We start from the raw sequence: 15,898 nt of genomic DNA, 5'->3' as shown, positions 1-15,898 counted from the left end.
GCTCGTCGAGCTCGCTGTGCCGGTTATGGCGAGCCTACCGAGCACGAACGCGCCGCAACACCTCTTCGTGCAGTATGCCGTTCGTGGCGAGTGCGCTGCCGTGCCAGGGGCCGGGTTCTCCATCGACCGAGCTGAAGCTTCCGCCGGCCTCCTCGATGATCGGCTGCAGCGCAGCCATGTCGTAGGGCTGCAGGTCGAATTCGCCGGCGATGTCGATCGCGCCCTCCGCCACGAGCATGTACGACCACATGTCGCCGATCGCCCGCGCGCGCCAGACCGCTCTCGTCAGGTCGATGACCTGCTCGAGCCGACCCGCGTCGTCCCACCCCGGCAAGCTGTTGTAGCTGAGCACGGCATCGCTGAGCTCGCTGACGCCGCTGACTCGCAGGGGCCGCGCGGCACCGCCCTGCTGCGACGTGTAGGCGCCGAGACCAGTGGCGCCCCACCAGCGCTGACCGAGCGCCGGAGCGCTCACGACACCGAGCACCGGCACCGTGTCGATGGCCAGCGCGATGAGCGTGCCCCAGATCGGAACACCCCGCAGAAAGTTCGCAGTGCCGTCGATGGGATCGATGATCCACTGTCGATGAGTGCCGCTGCCGGCGCCCGCCGACGTGCCGAACTCCTCACCGAGTATGCCGTCGGCAGAGCGCTCGGCCGCCAGGCGGTCTCTGATGGCCTCTTCGACAGCGCGATCCGCATCCGTCACCGGAGTGCGATCGGGCTTGCTCGTGACGAGCAGATCGAGGGCTCGAAAACGGTCGATCGAGATCGCGTCGGCCGCATCGGCGAGCGCGAGGGCGAGGGCGAGGTCGGCAGCGAGAGGGGGATGCTCGGCTGCGTGAAGAGCGTCGGTCACGGCTTCAGGCTATCGGCGCCCGTGCGCCCGCTCGGCGTGACGAGGGTCGTGAGCAGGCGCTGCAGCGAGTCGAGGCGTTCAGCACCGAACTCACCGAGCTCACCCGCTCGTGCCCGGTCGACGAGCTCGCAGTCGGGCGAGTCGGGCAAGTGGGTGCAGCCGCGCGGGCATCGTTCGGCGATGGCCGCGAGGTCGCCGAACGAGCGCAGGATGTTGTCGGGGTCGACATGGCCGAGGCCGAATGACCGCACCCCAGGGGTGTCGATGATCCAGCCGCCGCCGGCGAGCCGCAGCGAGACGGTCGACGACGAGGTGTGTCTGCCGCGACCCGTCACGACGTTGACGACGCCGACAGCACGGTCGGCGCTCGGCACGAGCGCGTTGACGAGCGTGGATTTGCCAACGCCCGAATGGCCGACGGCCACAGTCGTGCGCCCGTTCAGCAGCGCGAACAGCTCGTCGAGGGGCACATCGTCTGAACGGCTCGTGACGATGCGCAGATCGAGGCCGCGGAACTGCGCCAGAAACGCGGTCGGGTCGGCGAGGTCGGTCTTCGTGATGACGAGCAGCGGTTCGACTCCCGCGTCGAAGGCCGCGACGAGATAGCGGTCGACCAGCCGGGGGCGGGGCTCGGGGTTGGCGGCGGCGACGACGATGAGTAGCTGGTCGGCATTGGCCACGATGATGCGCTCGACCGCGTCGGTGTCGTCGGCGCTGCGTCTCAGCAGGGTGCGCCGCTCGTGCACGCGCACGATGCGGGCGAGCGACCCTTCGTCGCCGCTCGTGTCGCCCACCAGGTCGACGCGGTCGCCTGTCACGACGGGTGTCGAGCGCAATTCGCGGGCGCGTGTCGTGATGACCTCGTGCTCGGTGGCGGCGTCTTCATCGACGATGCAGAGGTACCGCCCGCGGTCGACCGTGATCACCCGACCGATGACGGCGTCGTCGTGGGCGGGCCGCTGCTTCGAACGGGGTCGGTTCGCCTTGGGGTTCGGCCGCTGCCGCACGGCCGATTCGTCGTACTCGTCGTACGGCTCGTCGTCGTCGGGCGGCAGCCAGCTCACGGCGAGGGCGCCGTCTGGTCGAGCAGCGCGTGCCACAGCGTGGGGAACTGCGGCAGGGTCTTCGACGTCGAGCCGATGTCGTCGACGAGCACGCCGTCCACGGCGAGGCCGATGATCGCCCCCGCGGTCGCCATGCGGTGGTCGTCATAGGCCTTCCACATGCCGCCGTGCAACGGGCGCGGGTCGATCGCGAGACCGTCGTCGAGCTCGGTCACCGCACCGCCGAGGTTGTTGATCTCGGTCGCGAGCGCCGCGAGACGGTCGGTCTCGTGCCCCCGCAGGTGGCCGATGCCGGTGATCTCGCTCGGACCGTCGGCGAGCGCGGCGAGCGCGACGAGCGCCGGAGCCAGCTCGCCTCCCGTCGAGAGATCGAGCTGGATGCCCGGAACGCGCAGCCCGCCGAGCAGCCCCGCGCCGCCGTCGACGACCAGCCGTGTGCCGTCGCGGCGCACGCTCGCGCCGAAGCGCGGCAGCAGAGTCGCGAGGTCGGCTCCGACCTGGGTCGTGGCCTCGGGCCAGCCCTCGACGGCCACGGTGCCGCCCGCGATCACCGCGCCCACCAGAAACGGCGCGGCGTTCGAGAGGTCGGGCTCGATATCGACAGAGCTGCCTGCAATGGGTGTCGGCGCGACCACCCAGACGCCCGGCTCGGGGCTCTCGACCCGCACGCCGCGGGCCGCGAGCGTGGCGATGGTCATCTCGATGTGGGGCATCGAGGGCAGATGAGCACCGGTGTGGCGCAGCACAAGACCCTCGTCGAACCGGGCGGCCGCGAGCAGCAGTCCCGAGACGAACTGGCTCGACGCCGAGGCGTCGATGGCGATCTCGCCTCCGCGCACCGTGCCGGTGCCCCACAGGCTGAAGGGCAGTGCGCCGCGACCATCGTCATTGACCTCGACGCCGAGGGCGCGCAGCGAATCGATGGTGGTGCGCATCGGGCGCCGCCGGGCACCCTCGTCGCCATCGAAAGCCACGGGGCCGAGCGCAAGCGCGGCGACGGGCGGCAAAAACCGCATGACGGTGCCCGCGAGTCCGCAGTCGATCGACGTGCTGCCCGAGAGCTCGGCGGGGGGAGTGATGCGCAGGTCGTGACCATAGGTGCCGTCGCCGTCGACCTCGTCGATCACGACGCCGAGCGAGCGCAACGCCTCGATCATGAGCATCGAGTCGCGCGAGTGCAGGGGGCGCCGGAGCAGCGACGGTCCATCGGCGAGTGCGGAGAGCACGAGCTCGCGGTTGGTAAGGCTCTTCGACCCAGGCAGCGCGACGCGAGCGTCGAGCCGGGTAGTCGCTCGCGGGGCAGGCCAGTTGCCGGCCTCATCGAGACCCTCGGCGGTGCCGGGACGCTCTTCATCGCCGTACGGCGAGAACCGGGCTCCGGAATACGTGAATAGCTGCATCGGTTATCAGAGTATCGGCACCGAACGGGGTGGCCCGATCGCGACGGAAGGATGGTCATGACGACGGCCACGCTCGATCGTGCGTTCTCTCGCACGGCAGTACCCTCGCCGCGCGCGCGAACCCGACGACAGCCCGCGCAGACTCGATCGCTAGACTCGCGCGTGATGACCGACACGACGCCGAACGAGGCTCAGCAGACCGAGGCCGATGAACTGGCCGAGCGCCGACGGCTCTTCCAAGAGCAGGCGCTGCCGTTCATGGACCAGCTCTACGGCGCCGCCATGCGCATGACGCGCAACCCGGCCGACGCCTCCGACCTCGTGCAAGAGACCTTCGTGAAGGCCTTCGCCGCTTTCGCGCAGTTCGAGCAGGGCACCAATCTGAAGGCCTGGCTCTACCGCATTCTCACCAACACCTTCATCAACGTCTACCGCAAGAAGCAGCGAGACCCGTACCAGGGCACGATCGACGAGATGGAAGACTGGCAGCTCGGCGGCGCCGAGTCGGCCACGTCGAGTTCGAGCCGTTCGGCCGAGGCCGAGGCGATCGACCGCATGCCGGCGAGCGCGGTCAAAGACGCGCTGCAGGCGATTCCCGAAGACTTCAGGCTCGCGGTCTACTTCGCCGACGTCGAGGGCTTCGCGTACCAAGAGATCGCCGACATCATGAAGACCCCGGTGGGCACGGTCATGAGCCGGCTGCACCGCGGCCGCCGCCTGCTGCGCGAGCTGCTGGCCGACTACGCGCGCGAGCGCGGCATGACCGCTGCTGTGGCAGCCACCACCACGAAAGAGAGCTCGCGATGACCGACTGCGGCTGCACCAAAGCGCAAGAAGAACTCGAAGAGTTTCTGCACAACGAGCTCAGCGCTGAGCAGTGCCAAGACATTCGCGATCACCTCGCGAATTGCGACGACTGCTCGGCCGAGCACCTTGTCGGCGTGACGCTCACCACCAAGGTCAAAGAGGCGTGCCAAGAGAAGGCGCCCGATGAGCTGCGAGACATGATCCTCGGGTCGATCGAAAGGCTCGACAGCCGGTCATGACGACCGCCGCTCGTTTCCTCGTTTGTAGTTTCCGGTGAGGCGAGCGAGCAACTGCTGCTCGTCGCGCCCCGCGGCGATATCGTCCCGAAACCTGGCTGCGGCTCGCCCGCGCAAGGCCGCTGCAGGTCGGCCATGGTGCCAGACCATGACATCGCCCGAGGACCTCACCTCGTAGGCGAAGCCTTCAGGCGTCGCCATGATCGATGTTCTCGTCTACTCGGAGAGCGCGGCATCCATGATCTCGGCGTGCTCCTGAGCGCTGCGCTTGCTCGAGCCGGTCGCCGGTGAGGCTGCCGCGGGTCGCGAGATGACGCGCAACGGAGCCATGCCGCGCTTCTGCGCCTCGAGTGCCAAGAACGGCCACGCGCCCTGGTTCTCGGGCTCGTCCTGCACCCACACCACCTCGGCGTTCGGATACTGCGCGAGCACCTCGCGAAGCCGGTCTTCGGGCAACGGGTAGTACTGCTCGAGACGCACGAGGGCGACGCCCTTCGTCTCCCGCTTCTCGATCTCGCTCACAAGGTCGTAGTGGATCTTGCCCGCGTGCAGCAGCACCCGCCGCACCGCGGCGGCATCCGTCACCGTCGCATCGTCGATGACGGGCTCGAACCGGCCGCTCGTGAAGTCGGCGACCTCGCTCGTCGCTCCGCGCAGGCGCAGCATTGACTTCGGGGTGAAGACGATGAGCGGGCGGCGCGGGCGGGCGTAGGCCTGACGGCGCAACAGGTGGAAGTACGACGCAGGAGTCGAGGGCCGCGCGATCGTCATGTTGTCTTCGGCCGCGAGCTGCAAGAAGCGTTCGATGCGCGCCGACGAGTGATCAGGACCCTGGCCCTCGTAGCCGTGCGGCAGTAGCAGCACGACGCTCGACCGCTGGCCCCACTTCTGCTCAGCAGCGGCGATGAATGAGTCGATGATGATCTGGGCGCCATTGGCGAAGTCACCGAACTGGGCCTCCCACAGCACGAGCGCGTCAGGCCGCTCAACCGAGTAGCCGTACTCGAAGCCCATGGCCGCGTACTCGCTCAGCAACGAGTCGTAGATCCAGAAGCGGGCCTGGGTCTCGCTGAGGTTCGCGAGCGGCAGCCACTCTTGACCGTTCATGCGGTCGTGCAGCACGGCATGCCGCTGCACGAACGTGCCGCGGCGCGAGTCTTGACCCGACATGCGCACGGGGGTGCCCTCCATGAGCAGAGAGCCGAGCGCCAGCAACTCGCCAAAGCCCCAGTCGATCTGGCCGTTGCGGCTCATCTCGACGCGCTTCTTCAGCATGGCCTGCAGCTTGGTGTGCACGGTGAAGCCTGCGGGCGGATTGTCGTGTGCGTCGCCGATGTGCTGAATCACCGCGACGTCGACCCCCGTCGACTCGGGTTCTCCAGCAAGGTCGTCCGTGTCGAGCGTCGGCCCGCCATCGACGACAGGTATCGCGCCGGTCTGCGCCGCGTGCGTCTCGGCGAACGCGACCTCGAGGCGGTCTTGGAAGTCGCGGTGCGCGGCCTCGAACTCTTCTTCGGTGATGTCGCCACGACCGACGAGCGCCTCGGTGTAGAGCGTGCGCACGCTGCGCTTCGCCTCGATGAGGTTGTACATGAGCGGCTGCGTCATCGACGGGTCGTCGCCCTCGTTGTGACCGCGGCGGCGGTAGCAGACGAGGTCGACGACGATGTCGCGCTTGAACTCTTGCCGGTAGGCGAACGCAAGCTCGGCCACCCGGGCCACGGCCTCGGGGTCGTCGCCGTTGACGTGCAAGATCGGCGCCTGAATCGCCTTGGCGATGTCGGTCGAGTAGATCGACGAGCGGCCCTCGCCTGGAGGGGTCGTGAAGCCGACCTGGTTGTTGACGACGATGTGAATCGTGCCGCCGGTGCGGTAGCCGCGCAGCTGGCTCAGCTGCAACGTCTCGAAGACGACGCCCTGGCCGGCCATCGCGGCGTCGCCGTGAATGAGCACGGGCAGCGTCGTGAAGGTTCCGACATTCTTGCGGTCTTGCTTGGCGCGCACGATGCCCTCGAGCACGCCATTGACCGCCTCGAGGTGAGAGGGGTTGGCGGCGAGCGAGACCTCGATCTGCTGGCCGTTCATGGCAGTGAAGGTGCCCTGGGTGCCGAGGTGGTACTTGACGTCGCCCGAGCCCTGCACCGAGCGGGGGTCTTGCGTGCCCTCGAACTCGCGGAAGATCTGGCCGTAGGTCTTGCCGCCGATGTTGGCGAGCACGTTGAGGCGGCCGCGGTGGGCCATGCCGATGGCGACTTCGTCCATGCCCTGCTCGGCCGCGCCCTGCAGAATCTCGTCGAGCAGCGGAATCACGCTCTCGCTGCCTTCGAGGCTGAAGCGCTTCTGCCCGACGTACTTGGTCTGCAGGAAGGTCTCGAAAGCCTCGGCCTGGTTGAGCTTGCCGAGAATGCGCATCTGCTCGTCGTGCGTGGGCTTCTGGTACGGCTTCTCGAGCCGCTCTTGGAACCAGCGGCGCTGCTCGGGCTCTTGAATGTGCATGTACTCGATGCCCACCGTGCGGCAGTAGGTGTCACGCAGCACACCGAGCACTTCGCGCAGCAGCATCGAGCGCCGGCCCCCGAAGCCGCCGGTGACAAACTCACGATCGAGATCCCAGAACGTCAGGCCGTGGCTCGAGATGTCGAGGTCAGGATGCGACCGCTGCTTGTATTGCAGCGGGTCGACGTCGGCCATGAGGTGGCCGCGCACGCGGTACGAGTTGATGAGCTCTTGCACGCGCGCCGTCTTGTTGACGTCATCGGCGAGGTCGACGTGAATGTCTTGCGCCCAGTGAATCGGGTCGTAGGGAATGCGCAGGTCGGCGAAGATGTCTTCGTAGAAGTGACGCTCGCCGATGACGAGCTCGTGAATCTTCTTGAGGAACTCGCCCGAGCCGGCGCCCTGGATGACGCGGTGGTCGTAGGTGCTCGTGAGCGTGATCGTCTTGCCCACGCCCAGGTCGGCAAGCGTCGCCTGCGACATGCCCTGGAACTCAGCGGGGTACTCGAGGGCGCCCGCGCCGATGATGGCGCCCTGGCCCCGCATGAGCCGCGGCACGGAGTGCACCGTACCGATGCCGCCGGGGTTGGTGAGCGAGATGGTGTTGCCCTGGAAGTCGTCGGCGATGAGCTTGTTCTCACGAGCGCGCTTGACGACGTCTTCGTAGGCCGTGAGGAACTCGTTGAAGTTCATCGAGCCGCACTTCTTGATTCCGGGCACCATGAGCGCACGCGTGCCGTCGGGCTTCGGCAGGTCGATCGCGATGCCGAGGTTGATCTGCGCGGGCGTCACGACGACCGGCTTGCCGTCGATCTCGTCGTAGAAGACGTTCTGGCTCGGGAACTCTTGAATGGCCTTGACCATGGCCCACGCGATGAGGTGTGTGAAGCTGACTTTGCCGCCGCGAGCGCGCTTGAGGTGGTTGTTGATGACGATGCGGTTGTCGATCATCAGCTTCGCCGGGAGGGTGCGCACACTCGTCGCGGTCGGCACCGTGAGGCTCGCATCCATATTCGATGCCAGCGTTTTCGCCATGCCGCGCAGGGGCGTTACGACGTCGTCGGGCTCGCCGTCTTCGTCGGCGTCGACGACCGCGACGCTCGAGGTGTCGGGGGCCTGTGCCGGAATCGGTGCGGGCTGCGGGGCGATGGAGGTGGTCTTGGCCACGGGCTGGCTGCCGGTGACGGGCACGGAGGCAATCGGCACAGACCCCGTGGTGGCCGGCACCTCGGGCGCGGCGGCCGGAGTCGGGGGCACTTCAAGCGGTGTGCTCGCGGCCGCTTCGGCGGCGGCGGCGCTCGGCGTCTCAGCCGGAGCGGCGGCCGTATCGCCCGAGGTGGAGCTCTTGTGGTAGCTGTCGAGAATCGGCCACCAGGAGGGGTCGACCGAGTTGCGATCGACTTTGTACTGCTCGTACAGCTCTTCGACGAGCCATTCGTTGGCACCGAATTCGCCCGCGGCACCGCCGTCGGGTCCGACTCCGGTCACTTGGCTTGACACAGCCGACCGCCCACTTTCGCTTGACATCGAGGGGTTCGCTCCGCATGCCCCGCCCATGGCGCATGCGGTGACAAGCTTAACGGCTCTCAGGCACGGTGTTGGCCGTCTGCGAGGCGCAGTAGCGTTAAATCTGTGCAGTTCTTATCAGAGCGTCCCAGCCATGATCTGACCTACTCCGACGTGTTCCTCGTGCCGCAGCACTCTGAGGTCGGCAGTCGGCTCGGTGTCGACCTCGCCGCCGACGACCCGACCGGGCTGCGTATCCCGCTCGTCGCGGCCAACATGACCTCTGTCACCGGGCCTCGTCTCGCGGCCGCGATGGCGCGCCGCGGCGGTCTCGGCGTGCTGCCACAAGACGCGGGCCTCTCTGAGCTCGATGCGAGCATTCGCTCGGTGAAGCAGGCGTCGACGCTGCTCGACGTGCTCGTGGTCGTGAGCCGATCGACGACCGTGGCCGAGGCGCGGTCGCTCGTTCCTGATGTGCCGGGGGCGCTCCTGACGATTGCCGACGCCGATGGAGCGCCTGAGCGGTGCATTCCCGCCGCCGCCCTGCGCCACGCGCTGCCCGATTCGATCGTGGGTGACCTGGTGGCCGACGACGTGCCGTCGATCGACGACGACGATGTGACCGAGCCGCGTGCGGCCTTCGATCTCATCGATGCGGCCGGCGTCGAGGCAATGGCCGTGCGCCACCACGGGCGCATCATCGGCTCGCTCAGCGCCCGCAGTGCTGTGCGGGCCACGCTGTACGCCCCGGCGGTGGATGCTCACGGTCGCTTGCGCGTCGCCGCCGCGGTCGGCATCAACGGTGATGCGGCTGCTCGGGCCGCAGCCCTCGTGCAGGCTGGCGTCGACGTCATCGTCATCGACACCGCGCACGGTCACCAGCAACAGGCTGCTGACGCGGTGCGCGCTGTCGCGCAGGCGAACCTCGGCGTGCCGATCGTCGCGGGCAATGTCGTGACGCCCGAGGCCGTGCGCGACCTCGTCGCCGCGGGTGCGCACGTGCTGAAGGTCGGAGTGGGGCCCGGTGCGATGTGCACCACGCGCATGATGACGGCCGTCGGCCGCCCGCAGTTCTCGGCCGTGTTGGAGACCGCGGAGGCTGCGCGCTCACTCGGCGCCCACGTCTGGGCAGACGGGGGAGTGCGGTACCCGCGCGACGTCGCTCTCGCGCTCGCCGCGGGCGCCTCGGCCGTCATGATCGGCTCGTGGTTCGCGGGCACGCTCGAGGCTCCCGGCGCGATCGAGACCGACGAGCATGGGCGCTGGTTCAAGAGCAGTTGGGGAATGGCCTCCACGAAAGCGGTCGAGCAACGGTTCCGCCGGCTCGATGCATTCGAGCGCGCGCGCAAGACGCTGTTCGCCGAAGGCATCTCGAGCTCGCGCATCTATCTCGACCCCGAACGGCCCTCGCTCGACGACCTGCTCGACATGATCACGTCGGGGCTGCGGTCGTCGATGACCTATGCGGGAGCATCCACGGTGCCCGAATTCCACGAGCGCGCGGTCGTCGGCACGCAGTCGGCGGCCGGCTACGACGAGGGCAAGGCGCTGCCGGTCTCATGGTGATCGGTGACGCTCTCACAGGCGCGAAGGCCTGAGCGGGCCGTATACTCCTGAGCGTTATGGAGCCTCCTAGTCCGGGCGATACGCCCGCCCCTGACGAACAGTCGTCGTCGGAAGAACCCGGCCATAGACCTTCGCCGATGATCGGCGGTCGCCGTGAGCGCTGAGTGGATCGGCGTGCTCGCTGGCCTGCTGCTGACCATCGGCACCGGCTTCTTCGTCGCGAGCGAGTTCTCGCTCATCAACCTCGACCGCTCAGAGCTCGAAGCGCGGCAATCTCGCGGTGAGAAGCGGCTCGGCCCGACGATCGCGGCCCTCAAGATCACCTCGACTCACCTGTCGAGCGCGCAGCTGGGCATCACGCTCACGACACTGCTGACAGGGTTCTTGATGGAGCCGGCGATCTCGGCCATGCTCGCTGATCCTCTGCGGGCGATCGGCCTGCCCGAGGGCGCCGTGCCCGTCGTGGGGTCGATCACGGCCATCGTCATCGCCACCCTGCTGTCGATGATCGTCGGCGAGCTCGTGCCCAAGAACTTCGCACTGAGCCTGCCGCGGCAGACCGCCAAAGTCGTCGTGCCCTTTCAGTGGGCGTTTACGACAGTGTTCCGCCCCGCCATCCTGTTCTTGAACGGTTCGGCGAACGCCATTCTGCGGGGCATGGGCGTTGAGCCGAAAGAAGAGCTCAGCGGTGCCCGCACGGCCGAAGAGCTCGCCTCGCTCGTGCGTCGCTCGGCGAGCCAGGGCAGCCTCGACCACGGCACGGCCACTCTGCTCTCGCGCACGCTCGCGTTTTCGCAGCACACGGCGCAAGACGTCATGACCCCGCGCCCGCGGGTCGCGGCGGTCGAGCGCGGCGACAGTGCTCAAGCGGTCATCGACTTGGCTCGCACGACCGGTCACTCGCGTTTTCCGGTGATCGACGATTCGATCGACGACATCGTCGGCATCGTGCACGTCAAGCAAGCCGTCGCCGTGCCGCGTGACCGGCGCGCCGATGTTCCCGCCTCCGCCCTGCAGACCGAACCGCTGCGCGTGCCCGAGACGATGAAGCTCGACACGCTGCTCGGCGAGCTACGGGGTCGCGGATACCAGATGGCGATCGTCGTCGACGAGTACGGCGGCACAGCGGGCGTCACGACTCTCGAAGACCTCGTCGAAGAGCTTGTCGGCGAGGTGAGCGACGAGCATGACCGCGCACGGGTCGACGTCGTGCGCTCGCGCAACTGGCTGACCTTCCCCGGCATTCTCCGCCCTGATGAGCTGAAAGACCGCGCGGGCGTCACGGTGCCCGAAGACGGCCCATGGGAGACCGTGGGCGGGTTCTTGATGGCCGAACTCGGCCGCCTGCCCGAAGTGGGAGACACCATCGAGATCGCGACCGGCACCTTCCGCATCGAGCGCCTCGACGGCCGCCGCATTGACCGTGTGCGGTTCACGCCGCTCACGACCGAAGAGATCGCGATCGTCACGGCCGAGGCGGGTGAGCGTCGATGACCGAAGCAGACTGGTGGGGCATTGCCTGGCTGTTCGTGCTGCTCGCGGCGAACGCCTTCTTCGTCGGCGCCGAGTTCGCCGTCATCGCTGCGAAGCGTTCGCAGATCGAGCCTCGCGCAGACGCGGGGTCTCGTGCGGCCAAGACCGCACTGTGGGCCATGGAGCACGCGACCCTCATGCTCGCGACCTGCCAGCTCGGCATCACGATCTGCTCGCTGCTGATCCTGAACGTCTCCGAACCCGCGATCAAGCACCTGCTCGAGATTCCGTTCGGCCTCACGGGCCTGACCCCCGAGTGGATCGCCGGTCTGTCGTTCACCATCGCCCTCATCCTCGTGACCTACCTGCACGTGGTGTTCGGCGAGATGGTGCCGAAGAACCTGTCGTTCACGCTGCCGACGCGCGCCGTGCTCTTGCTCGCGCCGCCGCTCGTGATCGTCTCGCGCATCTTCTCGCCCGTCATCCGCAGTCTGAATGCGATCGCGAACGGCGTGCTGCGTGCGTTCCGCGTCGAGCCGAAAGACGAGGCCGCGAGCGCCTTTACGCTCGAAGAGGTCGAGACGATCGTGCGGCAGTCGAAGCGCGAGGGCGTGTTGCTCGACGCCACCGGTGCCCTGACCGCCGCGTTTGAGTTCACGAACAAAATCGTGAGCGATATCGCCCTGCCGATGGATGCCCTCACCGCGCTGCCCGACGACGCGAGCGCCCTCGACCTCGAGCGCGCAGTCGCCCAGCGCGGGTTCAGCCGTTACGTGCTCGTCGACGAGCACGGCGAGCCCTCGGGCTACCTGCACCTCAAAGACGTCATCGACCTGCCCGACGACGAGCTCGACGATCCCGTGCCGCCGAAGCGCATCCGTCGCCTCGTGTCGATTCTCGCCTCGGCTGACCTCGAAGATGCGCTCGCGGTCATGCGTCGCTCAGGTGCGCACCTCGCGCGGGCGGTCGACGCTGAGGGCAACACCACCGGCGTGCTCTTCTTGGAAGACATCATCGAAGAGCTCGTCGGCGAGGTGCACGACGCGACGCAGCGCGGGTGGCGATAGCGGGCACGACCTGCTGGTAAGTCACCGTCCCTTTGCGCACTCCCCCGAACGGGGAGATGTCGGCCTCCGCCGCCCGACGGTAATGTTCCGCACACGTCTATGACGTCGCCGGGGGTTCGGTCGAGCGGGGGATGAAATGTCTATCGGGGAAGACGAGTCGCGAACAACTCGTTGGTGGAGTAATCGCACAAAGCTGACGATCGGTATCGCGGTCGCCGCCGCACTGGTGTTGGGGGGCGGAGCAGCGAGCGCTACCGTCGTGTCGATGCAGATCGCGGCCGAAGAGACGGAGGCAGGGCAGGTCGCCGCGGCGCTGGAGTACGAGGCGGCCCTCAAGGAATACAAGGAGCTCGTCACCTCAGGTAACGCGCCCGTCAGCGACATGCGGTCTTCACTCATTGTCGCAACGGGCCTGGTCGATCAAGCAGCGATCGACGAGGCATCCCGTGTGGTGGAGTACCTCTCCCTCACCATTGCCGCGACGACCACATCCGAATCCACGACAGAGCTCAAAGACCAGAGCGACGCGATTGCCCCGGCGATCGTCGATGCGCAAGCCGCTCTCGAGAACGTCAGCACCCTTGCCGAATCAGCAGGCGCGGCTCGGTTGGCCGCGGCAAGCCTCGCGGGCGAGCAGATTCGCGACAAAGTCGCCGCCGCGCTGGCCGCGCTCACTGCTGCCGGAGAGAGCAGAAAGGGCACCGCCGACGCGCTGGCAGCCCTCGTCGCCGCGCTGACCTGTGCTGAAGCGTCCCACCAAGCCGCCATCCTCGCTCTAGAGGCCGAGAACAAGCCCGAATCCGAGGCCAAACCGCCCGCGAAGCCTCAGCCCGACTCCGAGGCGAAGCCTCCCGTGAAGCCTGAGCCAGACAAGACAGGTTGGTACTCGCACGAAGAGGCGTCACAGGCTGTCGTGAGCGCGTGGGGCGCTATGCCCTGGTACGAGGGTTGCGTGAAGGTTGGCGACGGGTACTGGTACCGCAGTGGCGGTTCGCCGTCATCGCCGCCGGCGCCACCAGCTGTCGCCAACGTGCTGGGCTTCAAGGTCGAGATCATCAACGCCGAGAAGGCCTGGGTCTACTACTACGACTGCCCGTAGTGCTGGCGGGCCTGCAGAACCACGATGTGGTCGTCGGTCACGTAGTACACGAGCCGGTTGACGTCGTCGATGCGTCGTGACCACGCGCCCGACAGGATGTGCCTGAGCGGCTCGGGCTTGCCGATTCCTGCGAACGGGTCGCGGAGCGCGTCGGTGATGAGCTGGTTGATGCGCTTGAGCGTCTTGCGGTCTTGCGTCTGCCAGTAGACGTAGTCCTCCCACCCGTTCGGATCGAAGGAGACGGTTCGACTCATGGTCGACCCGTTCTAGTCGTCGGTGAGGTCGTGCTGCTCGAACTCTCCACGGCGGGCGCGCTCGATCGAGGCGAGTAGGCGTTCGGCGCTCGCCGGGTTGCGCAGCAGGTAGGCGGTCTCGGTCATTGCGTCGTAGTCGGCCTTCGAGAGAATGACCGCATTGCCGTGCTTGGAGACGACCTCGACGGCCGTGTGGTCGTCGTTGACCTGCTGGATGAGACCGAAGAGCGTCTTTCGCGCTTCGGTGGCGCTAATCGCGGTCATGGTGTCCTCCTGAGTGGTACCACATAGTGTACCAGTCAGGCTCGATCGTTGACTGCGAGCCTTCTGCACCTCCGTTCCCAGCTCCGCAAGCCATGGGTCAGTCGTGGAACCCCGGAGCCGGGCATCCGGATAGATTGGACGCCGCCGAGGATCAAGGCCCGGCGGGACACAGGAGACAGTGCATGACCCTGTACAGGCGGGTAATCGTAACCGCGACGCTTGGCGGAGCTGTCGTGGGGTCGCTGTCGGGCTTGACCGTTGTCGCGCCTTCGGTTGCGACTCCCGTCGCTGGGATCGTTGGCCTAGTCGTGGGACTGGCGTTCGGCTTACTGGCCGGAGTTCTCGCCGCTCTCATCTGGGCCACGACTCGAAGCCTGGAGAGCTTCTTGTTGCGTATCGCAGCGATCGGCGCAAGTGCGGCCCTTCTCGCGTGGCCCTTGGTTACCCTGTTGCTCCAGACGGCCGAACTCGAAATGAACCCGCTCGTCATCAACCTCTTCTCGATGCTGTGCGGTCTCGGCGCTGTGGTCGCAGTGCTCGTGGCAACCCGACCCGTCCCCAGCGCTTCTGAATCGCCGCGCTCGGTGGCCTGACGGCCGCCGAGCGAGCCTAGCGATAGGCGCGGGTGTACTGCGGCGGGGTGCCGACCGGCACGCCGTCGACCTCGACGCCGAGCTCTCGCGCGAAGCGCAGGGGAGCGTGCGGGTCGCGCATGAACTCGCGGCCCATCATGACGGCGTCGGCCTGGCCGGTCGCGACGATCTTCTCGGCCTGCGCGGCCTCGGTGATGAGCCCAACAGCATTGACGGGCACGTTGCCTTCGCGACGCACGGTCTCGGCGAACGGCACCTGGTAGCCGGGGCCGACCGTGATGCGCGCGCGCACGAGACCGCCCGACGAGATGTCGAACAGGTCGGCGCCAGCCTCGAGGGCCCACGCGGCGACCGTCGCGGTGTCGTGCTCGTTCCAGCCCAGCACGCCTGAATCGGCGAGGCCGTGCGACTCGAGCCAGTCGTCGTCGACCCAGTCGCTCGCCGAAAAGCGCACGAGAATCGGCACGTCGACGACCGCGCGCACGGCGCGCACGATGTCGAGCACGATGCGCGCGCGGTTCTCGAGGCTGCCGCCCCACTGGTCGTCGCGCGTGTTCGACAGCGGCGAGAGGAACTGGTGCAGCAAGTAGCCATGCGCTGCATGGATCTCGACGAGATCGAAGCCCGCGGCGACACTGCGGCGAGCCGATTCGGCGAACGCGACCACCACATCCCGAATGCCCGCCTCATCGAGCGCGACGGGCTCGGCGTAGCCCTCGAAGGCGATCGGCGAGGCGGATACGGCCTGCCAGCCGCCGAGCTCGGCCGGCACCGTGCCGCTGCCGGACGCGCCGTTCGCCATCGCACCCCACTCGGGGTAGACCGAGGCCTTGCGGCCGGCATGGGCGAGCTGGATGCCCGCCGCGGCTCCCTGCGAGTGGATGAAGTCGACCACGCGCGACCACGCGGTGGCCTGCGCGTCGTTCCAGATGCCGGTGTCGTGCGGGCTGATGCGACCCTCGGGCACGACGGCCGTCGCCTCGGCCATGACCATGCCGGCCCCGCCCCGGGCGAACGAGCCCAGGTGCACGAGGTGCCAGTCGGTGGGCACGCCGTCGGCGGCGGTCACCGAGTACTGGCAGAGCGGCGACACCCACAGCCGGTTGCGAACGGTGAGCGAGCGGAGGGTGAGGGGGCTGAAGAGCGAAGAGGTCACAAGAGCAGTCAACCTCACGCGCGCCCGAGTGATTCCCGCACGCCGGTCGATAGGGTTC

General features: G+C 67.7%; 15 protein-coding genes. 7 read left to right on the top strand and 8 right to left on the bottom strand.

Translation table 11 applies throughout. The annotated features are described in order from the left end of the window. Positions 1–34 precede the first annotated feature (34 nt). From KL788_RS04510 to aroA, 3 genes are read right to left on the bottom strand one after another with little or no spacing between them, the layout of a single operon-like run. Positions 35–859 carry an inositol monophosphatase family protein gene (locus KL788_RS04510; RefSeq protein WP_293168900.1) on the bottom strand — a complete coding sequence of 275 codons (825 nt, stop codon included), beginning with the start codon at positions 857–859 and terminating at the stop codon, positions 35–37. Further along, positions 856–1,923, bottom strand: coding sequence for a ribosome small subunit-dependent GTPase A (gene rsgA, locus KL788_RS04505; RefSeq protein WP_293168898.1), 1,068 nt, complete (start codon positions 1,921–1,923; stop codon positions 856–858). The genes KL788_RS04510 and rsgA overlap by 4 nt, the downstream gene beginning before the upstream one ends. Continuing rightward, entirely contained in the window at positions 1,920–3,323 is a 1,404-nt protein-coding gene (gene aroA / locus KL788_RS04500) for a 3-phosphoshikimate 1-carboxyvinyltransferase (RefSeq protein WP_293168896.1), read from the bottom strand. Before aroA ends, rsgA begins: the two co-directional genes overlap by 4 nt. Before the next feature lie 165 nt (positions 3,324–3,488). Here aroA and KL788_RS04495 point away from each other — a divergent pair, with 165 nt between their 5' ends. Both KL788_RS04495 and KL788_RS04490 read left to right on the top strand, forming a co-directional pair. After that, positions 3,489–4,130: a sigma-70 family RNA polymerase sigma factor gene (locus tag KL788_RS04495; RefSeq protein WP_293168895.1), complete on the top strand. Its 642-nt coding sequence runs from the start codon at positions 3,489–3,491 to the stop codon at positions 4,128–4,130. Beyond that, positions 4,127–4,369 (top strand): zf-HC2 domain-containing protein, encoded by a 243-nt coding sequence (locus tag KL788_RS04490; RefSeq protein ID WP_293168893.1) that lies wholly within the window; start codon positions 4,127–4,129, stop codon positions 4,367–4,369. The genes KL788_RS04495 and KL788_RS04490 overlap by 4 nt, the downstream gene beginning before the upstream one ends. Here the strand turns inward: KL788_RS04490 and KL788_RS04485 are convergent. Continuing rightward, positions 4,364–4,567 carry a hypothetical protein gene (locus tag KL788_RS04485; RefSeq protein WP_293168891.1) on the bottom strand — a complete coding sequence of 68 codons (204 nt, stop codon included), beginning with the start codon at positions 4,565–4,567 and terminating at the stop codon, positions 4,364–4,366. The two genes, KL788_RS04490 and KL788_RS04485, sit on opposite strands and share 6 nt — an antisense overlap. Positions 4,568–4,582: 15 nt before the next feature. Further along, complete coding sequence (locus KL788_RS04480) at positions 4,583–8,362, bottom strand: multifunctional oxoglutarate decarboxylase/oxoglutarate dehydrogenase thiamine pyrophosphate-binding subunit/dihydrolipoyllysine-residue succinyltransferase subunit (RefSeq protein WP_293168889.1); 3,780 nt, start codon at positions 8,360–8,362, stop codon at positions 4,583–4,585. Between the two features lie 132 nt (positions 8,363–8,494). On the opposite strand from KL788_RS04480, the gene KL788_RS04475 reads away from it, so the two are divergent. The 4 genes from KL788_RS04475 to KL788_RS04460 all read left to right on the top strand — a co-directional run bounded on the left by KL788_RS04475 (position 8,495) and on the right by KL788_RS04460 (position 13,573). Continuing rightward, the gene (locus KL788_RS04475) at positions 8,495–9,934 is read left to right on the top strand and encodes a GuaB1 family IMP dehydrogenase-related protein (protein WP_293168887.1); all 1,440 of its coding nucleotides are present in this window, start codon (positions 8,495–8,497) and stop codon (positions 9,932–9,934) included. Between the two features lie 153 nt (positions 9,935–10,087). Continuing rightward, positions 10,088–11,428 (top strand): hemolysin family protein, encoded by a 1,341-nt coding sequence (locus KL788_RS04470; RefSeq protein ID WP_293168885.1) that lies wholly within the window; start codon positions 10,088–10,090, stop codon positions 11,426–11,428. Next, complete coding sequence (locus KL788_RS04465; protein ID WP_293168883.1) at positions 11,425–12,474, top strand: hemolysin family protein; 1,050 nt, start codon at positions 11,425–11,427, stop codon at positions 12,472–12,474. The genes KL788_RS04470 and KL788_RS04465 overlap by 4 nt, the downstream gene beginning before the upstream one ends. A 136-nt stretch (positions 12,475–12,610) precedes the next feature. Continuing rightward, positions 12,611–13,573 carry a hypothetical protein gene (locus KL788_RS04460; protein ID WP_293168881.1) on the top strand — a complete coding sequence of 321 codons (963 nt, stop codon included), beginning with the start codon at positions 12,611–12,613 and terminating at the stop codon, positions 13,571–13,573. On the opposite strand, the gene KL788_RS04455 is transcribed toward KL788_RS04460, so the two are convergent. Next, the gene (locus tag KL788_RS04455; protein WP_293168879.1) at positions 13,558–13,827 is read right to left on the bottom strand and encodes a Txe/YoeB family addiction module toxin; all 270 of its coding nucleotides are present in this window, start codon (positions 13,825–13,827) and stop codon (positions 13,558–13,560) included. The genes KL788_RS04460 and KL788_RS04455 overlap by 16 nt on opposite strands. 12 nt (positions 13,828–13,839) lie before the next feature. Then, positions 13,840–14,091 carry a type II toxin-antitoxin system Phd/YefM family antitoxin gene (locus KL788_RS04450; RefSeq protein WP_293168877.1) on the bottom strand — a complete coding sequence of 84 codons (252 nt, stop codon included), beginning with the start codon at positions 14,089–14,091 and terminating at the stop codon, positions 13,840–13,842. A gap of 182 nt (positions 14,092–14,273) precedes the next feature. Here KL788_RS04450 and KL788_RS04445 point away from each other — a divergent pair, with 182 nt between their 5' ends. Then, positions 14,274–14,684, top strand: a complete 411-nt coding sequence (locus KL788_RS04445; RefSeq protein ID WP_293168876.1) for a hypothetical protein — start codon at positions 14,274–14,276, stop codon at positions 14,682–14,684. Between the two features lie 16 nt (positions 14,685–14,700). Here KL788_RS04445 and KL788_RS04440 read toward each other — a convergent pair whose 3' ends face one another. Further along, positions 14,701–15,840 (bottom strand): NADH:flavin oxidoreductase/NADH oxidase, encoded by a 1,140-nt coding sequence (locus KL788_RS04440; protein ID WP_293168874.1) that lies wholly within the window; start codon positions 15,838–15,840, stop codon positions 14,701–14,703. Between the last annotated feature and the right edge of the window lie 58 nt (positions 15,841–15,898).

This window comes from Microcella sp., assembly GCF_019739195.1.
Lineage (GTDB): Bacteria > Actinomycetota > Actinomycetes > Actinomycetales > Microbacteriaceae > Microcella.
The sequence above is the reverse complement of the archived record's forward strand: the minus strand, read 5'-3'. Positions and strand labels throughout refer to the sequence as shown.